Below are 11446 nucleotides of genomic sequence, written 5' to 3' on the forward strand. Positions count from 1 at the left end.
CGGCTGGGTAGGTGACTGCGGCTCATAGGGTGTTCGCCTGCTCCTTGTTCGTGATATCGAACAGCATCTGCAATTCCGAACGGCGAAACCGTAAAGCCGTGTTACGGAGAGGTCAACGGGGCGGGAGCGACTTCACTTCGCTAACTTCACGCCCATGAGCACCGCCACCCCCGCCGGCCCTGCCGCTCCGCACTCGCTCGCCGACGCCCTCGCGTCACCGTCCGCCGTCGTGGTCCTCGACGGCGGGATGTCCAACCAACTGGAGTCCCAGGGCCATGACTTGAGCGACGGCCTGTGGTCGGCCCGGCTGCTGGCCGAGGAGCCCGAGGCGATCGTCGCCGCCCACCGCGCGTACTACGAGGCGGGCGCCGACGTCGCGACCACGGCCAGTTACCAGGCCACCTTCGAGGGCTTCGCGCGCCGGGGCATCGGCCGGGACGAGGCGGCGCGGCTGCTGACGCTGAGTGTGGACCTGGCCCGCGAGGCGGCCCGCCAGGCCCGTACGGCCGGGGTGGCGCGGCCGCTGTGGGTCGCCGCGTCGGCGGGCCCGTACGGGGCGATGCTCGCCGACGGGTCCGAGTACCGGGGCCGCTACGGGCTGAGCGTCCCGGCGTTGGAGGCGTTCCACCGGCCGCGCCTGGAGGTGCTCGCGGCGGCCCGGCCGGACGTCCTGGCCCTGGAGACCGTGCCGGACGCGGACGAGGCGCGGGCGCTGCTGCGCGCCGTACGCGGCCTGGGCGTACCGGCCTGGCTGTCGTACACCGTCGCCGGTGACCGGACGCGGGCGGGCCAGCCGCTGGAGGAGGCGTTCGGGGCGGTCGCGGACGCCGGCGTGGACGAGGTCGTGGCGGTCGGCGTGAACTGCTGCGCCCCGGAGGACGCGGAGCACGCGGTGGCGGTGGCGGCCCGGGTGACGGGGAAGCCGGTCGTGGTGTACCCGAACAGCGGCGAGGCATGGGACGCGCGGGCGCGTGGCTGGCGCGGGCGGCCCACGTACACGGCGGACCGGGCCGAGAGCTGGCGGCGGGCGGGGGCGCGGCTGATCGGCGGCTGCTGCCGTGTGGGGCCGGAGGAGATCGAGGCCGTGGCGGACCGTCTTCACGCGTAGCGCTCCCACGGGGCGGTGCGGGGCGTTAGGTTGACGCCCCGTCAGCCCGTCATGGCCGTCCCGCCGACCTGGAGCGATGCGATGTCCGAGTTCCGCCCTCCGTTTCCCCTTCCGGACGAGGACCGCGTGTCGAGCCCGTACACCGGCTGGACCAGGGCCCATTGGGAGGCGGTCGCCGACGGCCTGGTGCGGGCCGCCTGGCGGTGGGCGACGCCCGGCGGTGCGCTGCTCGACCTGCCGGGGCGGCCGTCGTACTCCGGGGTCCGCTCGGACGGTCTGGAAGGGTACGCGCGTACGTTCCTGGCGGCGGCGTTCCGTGTCGCGGGCGCCGGCGGTGAGGATCCGTACGGGCTGCTCGGCCGGTACGCGGACGGGCTCGCGGCCGGGACGCGCACGCCGGGCCGCGAGGACGCCGAGTCGTGGCCGGTGATCCTGGACCACCATGTGCAGGGCCAGCCGATGGTCGAGTCCGCGTCCGTGGCGCTCGGGCTGCGGCTGACCCGGCCGTGGCTGTGGGACCGCCTCGACGCCGGGGTCCAGGACCGGGCCGAGGCGTGGCTGCGGGGCGCGCTTCGGCATGTGCCGGCGCCGAACAACTGGTACCTGTTCCCGCTGAGCGTGGCCGGGTTCCTGGAGTCGGTGGGGCGCGGCGACGCGGAGACCGCGCGGGCGGTGGAGCGGGGCCTGGGCCTGCTGGAGTCCTGGTACCGGGGCGACGGCTGGTACGCGGACGGCGACAGCCGGGCGTTCGACCACTACAACGGCTGGGCGCTGCACCTGTACCCGGTGCTGCACGCGTACCTGGCGGGTGACAAGGCCCTCCTGGGCCGGTACGGGCCCCGGCTGGCCGCGCATCTGGAGGGGTTCTCGCTGCTGTTCGGCGGCGACGGGGCGCCGGTGCACTTCGGGCGGTCGCTGACGTACCGGTTCGCGGCGGGCGCGGCGGTGGGTCTGGGCGCCGTCACGGGGTACACGCCGCTCGCGCCGGGGGTGTCGCGGCGGCTGCTCAGCGGGACGCTGCGCTACTTCCTGGACCGGGGTGCGGCGGACGCGCGGGACGGGCTGCTGACGCCCGGGTGGCACGGCCCGCACGAGGCGACGCTCCAGCCGTACTCGGGCCCGGCGTCCCCGTACTGGGCGTCGAAGGCGTTCGTGGCGCTGCTGGCCCCGGAGGACGACCCGCTGTGGACGGCCCGTGAGGAGGCCGCGCCCGTCGAGGGGCCCGACCGGGTGGTGGCGCTCCCGGCGCCGGGGCTGCTGGTGCAGACGACGGGGGGCGACGGGATCGCGCGGCTGCACAACCACGGCTCGGACGCGGTCCGCCCGTACGAGGGCGAGACCCCGGAGCTGCGGGACGCGCTGTACGAACGCCTCGCGTACTCGACGCGTACGGGACCGACGGCCCCGGGCAACCCGCCCGACAACCATCTGTCGGTGGAGGTGGACGGGGTGGCGTCCGGGCGCTGCCGGGTCAGGCCGCTGGGCGCGGGGCAGGGCGACGGCTGGGGGTGGGCGGCGTCGTGGCACCGGCCGGTCTTCGCGTCGGGGCCGCCGATGGTCCCGGGGCTGCGGGTGGAGGCGGTGACGGTGGCGCGCGGCCGGTTCGAGCTGCGGGTGCACCGGTTGCTGGGCCTGCCGCGCGGGGCGCGGGTGCGGCTGTCGGGGTGGGCGACGGGCCGCCAAGAGCCGCTGGTGTCGCAGCTCACGGGCTTGTACGGGTGGAACTCCGACGGCGGTGACGGGAGCCCGGGCGGTGGCCGCGCCCCGGGCGGCCTGGACGGCCCGGGCGGCCCGGGCGCTCCGGACGGCCCGGGTGGCCCGGACGTCGGCCCGGGCGTCGAGGTGTGCCGGGCGCCGCAGGGCACGGCGTTCACGCGCTGGGCGCTGGTCCCCCGGCTCAGCACGGGCCCGGTGGACGGGCCGGTGGACGGGCCGGCGGACGGGCCGGGGCGCGGCTCCGGCAGCGGTACGGCGGTGCTGGTCGCGCTGGCGTCGCTGACCGGGGCGGCGGACGCCGGGCCTCTGGACGGGGCGGCCACCGTGGTGTCGGCCGACGAGGCGGGCGTCGCGGTGCGCTGGTCGGCCGACGGGGCGGTCACGCGGGTGACATTCGGATCGCCGCTCACGGTGACGCACGGCTGAGCACCCTCGCACACCCTCGCACCCTCGCCCCTCCCGCCTCCCCGGCATTCGGTATTCCGAAAGCGGCCGCACCCGCTGACCTTTGAAAGCACAGGTCTTCCCGCCGAGTTGGGCCGCGCCTATCGTAGGAAGCGCTTGCCAAGGGAGGGGGCACGGACCATGACGCGAACGGTGAGCGCGGCCGGGCCGACGCTCGCGGTGGTCGCGCGCGAGGCCGGGGTCTCGGTGCCCACCGCTTCCAAGGTGGTCAACGGCCGTGAGGACGTGGCCCCGGAGACCCGCCGCCGTGTGACGGAGGTGCTGGACAGGCTGGGTTATGTGCGGCGCCCGCGCGCGGGCGCCGCGCCGCCGCCCGGCAGGGTCGACCTGGTGGTGCGGGCGCTGGGCAGCTCCCGTACGGGCGCGGTGCTGCGGGGCGTGGAGGAGGCGGCGTACGCGGCGGGCCTGGACGTCGTGGTGTCGGCGGACCGGCACCCGCAGCGCGGCTGCCTGGACCGGCCGGCCGCTCGCGGTTCGGCGGGGGTGCTGTTCGACGTGGGCGAGCTGACGGCGTCGCAGCACGCGTGGCTGGCCCGCCGCGGCGTCCCGTACGTGCTGATCGACCCGTCCGGCAACCCCCCGCCGGGCACCGTTTCGGTCGGCGCGGCGGACCGGCGGGGCACCGTTGCGGCGATCGGCCACCTCGTGGCCCTGGGCCACGAGCGCATCGCACTGCTCATGCCCGGCCGGCCGGTACCGCGCGGCGCCGGCTGCCTTCCGGTCGGTTACCGCGCGGCGCTCGCGGCGGCCGGGCTGCCGGAACGGCCCGAGTACGTACGGGTCTGCGGCAGCGACGGCCAGGGCGGCAGGACGGCCGGCCCGGGGAAGGCGCGGCGGCTGACGCTGGAGCTGCTCGACCTGCCGGAGCCGCCGACGGCGGTGCTGGTGGGCTCGGACGCGCTGGCCCTCGGCGTGTACGAGGCCCTCGCCGAGCGCGGGGTGCGCGCGCCGGGCGGGCTGAGCGTGGTCGGGTTCGGCGATCTTCCGGAGGCGCGCTGGGCCGTACCGGAGCTGACGACGGTACGGCGGCCGCTGCGGGAGATGGCGGCGACGGCGCTGCGGCTGCTGGTGCGGATGGCGGCGGGCGAAGAGCCGGTCACGGACCGGACGGAGCTTCCCGCGCCGCTGATCGTCCGGGCCAGCACGGCCCCGCCCCCGCGCGACAGGCGGGCGGCGGCGTGCGGATGACGTGACGTCAGGCCATGGCAGCGCGCGAGGGCCCGGCCGGGCGGCGCTCTAGTACGAGCCCGCCATCAGATAGACGTACAGCCCGACCGCGCCCAGCACGGACAGGATGATCAGCCAGGACACGAGGCCCGTGTGCCGTGACCGGGGCGCGCGCTCCGGGGCGCGGCCCGCCGGACGGCTCCGCCGCCCGAGACGGCTCGTCCGTCCCGTACGCCCCTCACGCCCCGTACCGCCTCGGCGGCCACCGCGGGTGGAGCTCGTGGCCTGGCGGGGGATGAGGCCGGACGGCTCCGGCCCTGCGGCGGCCTCGGCCAGCAGGCGGCGGCAGACGGCGGCGAGCTCGTCGCGGCCGGCGCCCAGGCTGACGACGACCTCGGAGCGGGCGGGTGCGGTGGTGCCGCCGTCGAGGATGCGTCCGGCGCGGACGAGGATCTCGTCGCGGGTGCCGCGCGGGGCGAGGCTGATCCAGCGGCGTACGTGCTCGCCGCGGATCACCACTCCCCCGGTGCGCTCGCGGTAGACGGTGTGCTCCCGCCAGAGCAGGGCGGCCAACTCGGCCGCCGTCTCTCTGAGTTCCGTCCGCATGACCCTCCCCTTCCTCCCCCTGTCCCTGCCGCCCACACGTATCGAACACGCATGCGCACAGGGCACTCTAGCGGTCAGCCGTCGGAGCGGATGAAGGCCCCCAGGGACGCGCTGAACGTCGCCACGAAGGTGTCGCGCACGTCCTCGGGGAGGCGGTCGAGGGACAGATAGGGGTTGAGGTCCTCCAGCTCGACCAGGAGCAGGTCGCCGTCCCGGGTGCGGCAGGCGTCGACGCGCTGGATGCCGTGGCGGAGGGTGTTCCAGTCGATGAAGCGCTGGGCGAAGGCGAGGTCGTCCGGGCCGGGTTCGTACGGTTCGAGGACCCAGCGCCGCTCCGGGTCGGGGGCGTACAGGGCGTACTGGAAGTCCCGGTCGACGAAGCAGAACGACACCTCGTACCGGAAGTCGACGCGCGGCTGCACGAGGACGTCGGGCCCGGCCGCGTCCGGCAGCTCCTCGCGGGCCAGCACCCGTATGCCCGCCGAGTCGGCGCCCAGCTTCGGCTTGACGACGTACGCGTCGGCGTCCGGGAGCCGCCCGAGGTCCTCGGCGCGGTCGACGGTCGGGATGACCGGGTATCCGGCGGCGTCGAGGTCCACGAGGTACTGCTTGCCGGCCATGTCACCGCGTCCGTCGAGCGGGTTGTAGACGCGTACGCCGTCCTTGAGGGCGCGGGCGCGGAAGGCGTCGTACGCGGCCTGGTGGTGGAGTACGGGTCCGCTGTTGCGGACGACGACGGCGTCGAAGGCGTCCATGAGCGCGGCGGCGTCCAGCGGGTGGCACAGGGCGAGGTCGAAGTCCGCGCGGAGCCGGGAGGTGAGGAAGACGTCCTCGTCGCCGTAGCGGCGCCCGCGCGCCGGGTAGGCGAGGTCGGTGACGTACAGGACGCGGGGGCGTACGGAGGGCGACACGGTTCTCCTGGTGGGACGCGGGGTGGGACGGCGCCGTGGCGGACGGCGCCGTGGCGGACGGCGCCGTGACCATGGTGCCGCCCCGGCGCGGCGGCCCGTGCGCCGGGGCGGCACCTCCGTGGATCAGGTGGCCGGCATCTTGTCCCCGACCAGTGCCAGGTTCTGGATGGCGGCGAGACCGAACAGGGCGGTGGTGTTCGTGGAGATCCACAGGTGCTCGTAGCCGGGCTCCAGGACCGCCGGCCCCTCCAGCTTCGTCTTGTCCCACTTCATGGCGGTGGTGTAGCCGTCGCTGCGGTAGAACTTCTGCCACGCCCGGGCCGCGAGCTGGTCGTCCTTGAGCTGGGCGGCCGCGTAGGCGTCCTGGCGGGAGTGGCCCTGGAACAGCAGCAGCGTCCCGAAGTGCTTGCCGTAGCGGGCCGCCTGCTCGGTGCGGCCGGCGTTGAAGTAACGGCAGTAGTCCAGCCACGCCTCCTTGAACTTCGGCATCTCGATCAGGTCGATCAGCTCGGCGCACATCTCGACGAGCCCGAACATCGCGGACAGGTGCGAGACGCCCACCGCCGGTTCGCTCGCCACCGCGAACCGCCCGGTGTCGAGGTCGTACAGGCCCGTGCCCTGCACGAAGCCGTTCGGCTGCGCCGCGATGGTCTCCATCGTGGACCGCAGCCGCGCCTCCGCCTTCTCGGCCTTCGGGCCCCGGCGCTCCCACTCGGTGAGCCACGCGGCGGCGAGCCCGCTCCAGTCCGTGCCGAACCCGATGGACAGGGCGTGGCGGTCGGGCTCGTACGGCTCGGTGCGGATCTTCCGGATCGGGTCGAGGACGAGGAACGTCTCGTCCGAGTCCACGAGGTCGTGCATGAGGTCGCCGACGCGCTCGTCGGCGGTGAGGAAGTAGTACGGCCTGCGGTACACGGCTGTCGAGATGCGCTGCTGCTTGGCGCTGTCCGCGAAGTGCTGGACGCCGTGCCGCGTGCCGAGCCCCGCCCATTCGCCCAGGTGGTAGACGTCGACCTCGCCGGTGTGGCGGGTCATGGCCTCCGCGAACCGGAAGATGTCGGCGCGCCCTGAGCGCAGGTAGGCGTACCAGAGCCACAGGTCCGGTGAGAGCTCGGAGTTGTCCCACGCGTACCCGCCGACGTCGTACCGCCACTGGTGCCGGTCCTCGTCGTAGGTGTGCATGATGTCGCCGTAGTCCCAGAACCCGTACCAGCGGCGCTGCTCGACCTGGTCCTTGTAGTACGTGAAGAGGTAGTCGAGCTGGTCCTCGATGGCCGCCTTCGCGGGCGTCGACCGGTCGACGGGCGAGAACAGCCCGCCGAACACACCGGCGCGGACCAGGTCCTGGGGCGACGCGGCGAGCTGCGGCGGTGTCCGCACGGCCGCCGCCTGCTCGACCAGCGCGTCGGCGCTCGGGGTCGCCGCGTTGGCCCAGAACGTCAGCTCGCTGGTGCGGGCGATGCCGTAGGGGGTGCCGAACCCGGGCTCGTAGTCCTCGTAGGTGATGTTGAGGCCCTGCAACTGCTCCGGATGCGTGTCCTGACCCATGCCGTCGTGGTAGAAGCGCAGGTCCATGGGCTGGGCCTCGGGGGACCAGAGCCACAGCGTGACCTCGGCGGCGTCTCCGTCGGCGCCCCGGATGTCGAGCTGGGCGGGGTGCTTCTCCCAGAAGTCCCGCAGCCCGAACGAGAACCCGCCGCTGACCCCGCCGACGTACGCGAACCCGTTGGCCCGGCCACCGCCGCCGGCCGGGATCCAGCCGTGCCCGGCCTTGGTGCGCTTCCGCAGCGTGAACCCGTCGGCGGACAGCTGCGACAGCGTGTAGTCGCCCCATGTGGGGACGTACTGCATCCGCGTGGTGACCCGCTGGTCCCAGGTGGACGGGTCGGGCAGCTTCTCGCCCTTGACCTGCGCGGCCCGCACGGCCGCGCCCGGGTCGCGCCGCAGCCCGGTGATGCCCTGCACGGCCTCGGTGAGGAACCCCTTGCCCTCGCCGGCGATGCGGATGTGCCGGTCGTACGCGGCGTCCCGCATCGGGACGGTGAAGCGGACCCCGAGCCCGCGGATGAAGTCCTTGTTCTGGTCGCCGTCGTACGTGATGGTGTGCACCATCCGGAACGATTCCGCGCCCGCGTAGAAGTACAGCCGCACACTGAACGGCAGCCAGCTGCGGCTGCCCTTGCGGTGCTTGCCGTCGATCCGCACGACAGCGCGCATCGGCCCGCTCTGCTCGACCACGGCCCGGGCGATCTCCCCGTCGAACCGCTGCCACTTGGCGTTACCCTGGTCGCCGTCGTCGATGTCGCTCTGCCGCAGCAGCACGAGCCGCCCGTCGGTGGCGATCTTCGTGGTGCCGCGGGTGACGGACTCGACGAGCTTCTCGCCGTCCTTGGAGACGACGGCCTTGATGGTGCCGGTGTCGACGGTGATCCGCCGGCCGGTCTCCCTGACGGTGACCTTGCTGCCGGGCGCGGCGCCCTGCCCGCCGGGCGTCAGCGTGAACCGCTCGGCGCCGGCCGCCTCGGGGCCCACGGCGTGGGCGGTCCACTTCAGCGAGCCGTCGGGCCAGTAGGCGGTGGCCCAGGTCTGTACGGGCACGTCCTTGCCGTCCGCGGTGGCCAGGGCGAAGCCCTGTCCGGCCGGTACCGCGCCCTTCGGCCACGGCACGCCGAACGTCGACCCGGGCGCCGCGCCCAGGCCCCCGTCCTCCAGCCACGTGACGCTCACCGGCGCGTCGCCCGCGGCGGCGCCCGGCGCGGCGTGGGCGGTGCCGCTGCGGCCGAGGGTCCAGCTGAACTGGGCGGCTGCGGCGCCGATGGCGGCGGCCTTGAGGAGGGATCTGCGCGGTATGGGAGACATGAAGGGGTTCCTTTCTGACGTAAGGACAGCTACGTGCGGTTCGCGGACCGGCCGACAAGGGCGCCGCGGCTTGTGTGCACGCCCCCACCGGCGTGCGGTCGCCATGCCGGCGGGAGGGGACGCGTAGGGGTCGCCCCCGCAGGATTGGCGGGTACGGCCGGGCAATCCAGGCCCGGACCCGAGCCCGCCAATCCGAGGAGGTGAGCCCCGGAGCGGCACCGACCCACGCACCGGCGTAAGGCGCATCGCACCGTGGCGACCGGTCACGGGTCAGCGGTGGTGAAGTCGCGTGGTCAGGGTGGCGGCGGTCAGGATGCCCAGGGCGGGGGCCGCCAGGGGTGGGCTCAGCCAGGAGGACGCCGCTACGACCGCCAGGCCGCAGATCAGCGTCAGGGACCCCACCGGGTCCGTGAGCGTCCTGCGGGCCGCCGCGCCCAGCAGGGGCCGCCACGACGCCCCCCGGTGCCACACCGCGGCCGCCCGGAGGACGGTCACCGTCGCGGTCAGCAGGGCCAGGACCCCGACCGCTCCGACGAACGCCCCGCCCGGGAGCCCCCCGGCGCGTACGACGGCGAGGTCGGCCCAGACCAGAGCGGCCGCCGCCCACCAGCCCAGCCCCACGAGCCACCCGCCCCGCCCCGCGGCGGCCCGTACGTCGGAGGCGAACTCCCGTAGCCCGCCGGCCTCGTCGCCCACATGGCGCCGCAGATGCGCCGCGCCCGCGGCGAGCGCCGCAGGCAGGGTGACCAGGGGCAGGGCGGCGGCCGCGATCCACACCCCCACCAGCAGGCATTCGGCGAACACCGCGAAGGCGCGGAGGAAGCCGGAGCGGTCGGCCGTCCGCACCGCGCTCATCCCTTCAGCCCGGACGTGGCCATGCCGTCGATCAGGTACCGCTGGAACGCGAGGAAGAACAGCAGCACCGGCAGCAGCGCGACGAGCGACATGGCGATCATGCTGCCGTAGTTGGCGACGCCGTCCTGGTCGACGAACATCTTCAGCCCCAGCGACACGGTGTACTTCTCGGGCTCGTTGAGATAGATCAGCGGGCCCATGAAGTCGTTCCAGGCGTTGATGAAGGTGAAGATCGCGCTGGTGATCAGCGCGGGCCGGCACAGCGGCAGCACGATCGACCAGTAGGTCCGCAGGTGCCCGCACCCGTCCAGGCGCGCCGCCTCGTCCAGTTCCCGTGGCAGGTTCCGCATGAACTGCACCATGAGGAAGACGAAGAAGGCGTCGGTGGCGAGGTACTTGCCGAGCAGCAGCGGCGTGTACGTGTTGATGAGTTCGAGCTTCTGGAACATCACGTACTGCGGGATGAGCAGCACATGGTAAGGAAGCAGCAGCGTGCCGATCATGAGCGTGAACATGACGCCGCGCCCCGCGAACCCGATCTTGGCGAAGGCGTACGCGGCCAGGGAGCTGGAGATCAGCACGCCCAGCACCGAACCGAGCGCCAGGAAGAGCGAGTTGCCGAAGAAGGTGGAGAGGGGGATGTCGGCGATGCCGTCCGCGAGGCGCCGGTAGTTGTCGGTGATCGGGTTGGTCGGGAAGAGCTCCAGGCTGCCGACGATCTCGTCGTTCGGTTTGAACGATCCGCCGATCACCCACACCACGGGATAGAGCACCACGGCCAGGACGGCGAGCGCCCCGAGGTGCCAGGCGACGGCACCGGGCCCTGCGCGGCGCACGCCGGACCCGGGGGGCGCGGGAGACGCGGCGGCTTCGGCGGCTTCGGCGGCTTCGGCGGATGTGAGCAACGCGCTCATCGGGCGGCCTCCTCGTAGTGCACCCAGCGCTTCTGGGACCAGAACAGGACCGCCGTGACCAGGCCCACGGCGAGGAGCAGCATCCAGGCCATGGCGGAGGCGAAGCCCATGCGGCTGTTCTCGAAGCCCTGGACGTAGAGGTAACAGGTGTAGACGAGTGTGGCGTCGGCCGGGCCGCAGCTCCCGCCCTGGCCGCCGAGGATGTAGGCGGAGCCGAAGATCTGGAAGGAGTGGATGGTCTCCAGCAGGACGTTGAAGAACAGCACCGGGGAGATCATCGGCAGAGTGATGTTCCAGAAGCGGCGCAAGGAGCCGGCGCCGTCGACCTCGGCGGCCTCGTACAGCTCGCGCGGCACCTGCTTGAGCCCGGCGAGGAAGATGACCATGGGTGCGCCGAACTGCCACACCGTCAGGGCGACGAGGCTGTAGATGATCCAGTCGGGGTCGCCGATCCAGCCGCCGACGTCCATCCCGAACAGGCCGCGCTGGACGCGGTCGACGATGGCCTCGTCGGAGAACAGGGCACGCCACACGATGGCGACGGAGACGCTGGCGCCGATGAGGGACGGGGCGTAGAAGGCGGCACGGTAGAAGCCCTGGCCCCAGCGCTTCTGGTTGAGGAGGAGGGCCACGCCGAGTGCGGCGGCGAGCTTCAGGGGGGTGCCGACGACGACGTACCAGAGAGTGACGTCGACGGACTTGCGCCAGCGGGGGTCGGCGAACATGTCGGTGAAGTTCTGGAGGCCGATCCACCGCGGTGCGTCGAAGAGGTTGTAGTCGGTGAAGGCGAAGTAGAGGGAGGCCGCCATGGGTCCTGCGGTGAGCAGGGCGAACCCGGCGATCCA

At 73.6% G+C, this 11446-nt stretch carries 9 protein-coding genes; 3 read left to right on the plus strand and 6 right to left on the minus strand.

Annotated elements, in window-relative coordinates; translation table 11 throughout:
* The first annotated feature begins 154 nt into the window (after positions 1–154).
* From mmuM to HTZ82_RS14935, 3 genes are all read left to right on the plus strand, one after another.
* Entirely contained in the window at positions 155–1108 is a 954-nt protein-coding gene (mmuM, locus tag HTZ82_RS14925; RefSeq protein ID WP_175409864.1) for a homocysteine S-methyltransferase, read from the plus strand.
* A gap of 81 nt (positions 1109–1189) precedes the next feature.
* The gene (locus HTZ82_RS14930; protein WP_175409865.1) at positions 1190–3250 is read left to right on the plus strand and encodes a DUF2264 domain-containing protein; all 2061 of its coding nucleotides are present in this window, start codon (positions 1190–1192) and stop codon (positions 3248–3250) included.
* Between the two features lie 159 nt (positions 3251–3409).
* Positions 3410–4477: a LacI family DNA-binding transcriptional regulator gene (locus tag HTZ82_RS14935; protein ID WP_175409866.1), complete on the plus strand. Its 1068-nt coding sequence runs from the start codon at positions 3410–3412 to the stop codon at positions 4475–4477.
* Between the two features lie 48 nt (positions 4478–4525).
* Here the strand turns inward: HTZ82_RS14935 and HTZ82_RS14940 are convergent, their stop codons facing one another.
* The 6 genes from HTZ82_RS14940 to HTZ82_RS14965 form a co-directional block, all read right to left on the minus strand.
* The gene (locus HTZ82_RS14940) at positions 4526–5062 is read right to left on the minus strand and encodes a hypothetical protein (protein WP_175409867.1); all 537 of its coding nucleotides are present in this window, start codon (positions 5060–5062) and stop codon (positions 4526–4528) included.
* A 74-nt stretch (positions 5063–5136) separates the two neighbouring features.
* On the minus strand, positions 5137–5973 hold the full coding sequence (locus HTZ82_RS14945) for a hypothetical protein (RefSeq protein WP_175409868.1): 837 nt from the start codon (positions 5971–5973) through the stop codon (positions 5137–5139).
* 123 nt (positions 5974–6096) lie between these two features.
* Positions 6097–8832, minus strand: coding sequence for a Tat pathway signal sequence domain protein (locus HTZ82_RS14950; protein WP_175409869.1), 2736 nt, complete (start codon positions 8830–8832; stop codon positions 6097–6099).
* 270 nt (positions 8833–9102) lie between these two features.
* Positions 9103–9687 carry a hypothetical protein gene (locus HTZ82_RS14955; RefSeq protein WP_175409870.1) on the minus strand — a complete coding sequence of 195 codons (585 nt, stop codon included), beginning with the start codon at positions 9685–9687 and terminating at the stop codon, positions 9103–9105.
* Positions 9684–10601: a carbohydrate ABC transporter permease gene (locus HTZ82_RS14960; protein ID WP_254711872.1), complete on the minus strand. Its 918-nt coding sequence runs from the start codon at positions 10599–10601 to the stop codon at positions 9684–9686. Before HTZ82_RS14960 ends, HTZ82_RS14955 begins: the two co-directional genes overlap by 4 nt.
* A partial coding sequence (locus tag HTZ82_RS14965) for a carbohydrate ABC transporter permease (RefSeq protein WP_175409871.1) occupies positions 10598–11446 on the minus strand: 849 nt, incomplete at its 5' end. The genes HTZ82_RS14960 and HTZ82_RS14965, both read right to left, overlap by 4 nt.

Origin of the sequence: Streptomyces sp. TRM64462 (genome assembly GCF_013362995.1) — a bacterium.
Classification (GTDB): Bacteria; Actinomycetota; Actinomycetes; order Streptomycetales; family Streptomycetaceae; genus Streptomyces.

What these genes read in the sequence shown, in the direction of transcription:
- HTZ82_RS14930 (WP_175409865.1), top strand. Translation starts at nt 1,190, where the DNA reads ATGTCCGAGTTCCGCCCTCCGTTTCCCCTTCCGGACGAGGACCGCGTG.
- HTZ82_RS14935 (WP_175409866.1), top strand. Translation starts at nt 3,410, where the DNA reads ATGACGCGAACGGTGAGCGCGGCCGGGCCGACGCTCGCGGTGGTCGCG.
- HTZ82_RS14950 (WP_175409869.1), bottom strand. Translation starts at nt 8,832, where the DNA reads ATGTCTCCCATACCGCGCAGATCCCTCCTCAAGGCCGCCGCCATCGGC.
- HTZ82_RS14960 (WP_254711872.1), bottom strand. Translation starts at nt 10,601, where the DNA reads ATGAGCGCGTTGCTCACATCCGCCGAAGCCGCCGAAGCCGCCGAAGCC.
- HTZ82_RS14955 (WP_175409870.1), bottom strand. Translation starts at nt 9,687, where the DNA reads ATGAGCGCGGTGCGGACGGCCGACCGCTCCGGCTTCCTCCGCGCCTTC.
- mmuM (WP_175409864.1), top strand. Translation starts at nt 155, where the DNA reads ATGAGCACCGCCACCCCCGCCGGCCCTGCCGCTCCGCACTCGCTCGCC.
- HTZ82_RS14940 (WP_175409867.1), bottom strand. Translation starts at nt 5,062, where the DNA reads ATGCGGACGGAACTCAGAGAGACGGCGGCCGAGTTGGCCGCCCTGCTC.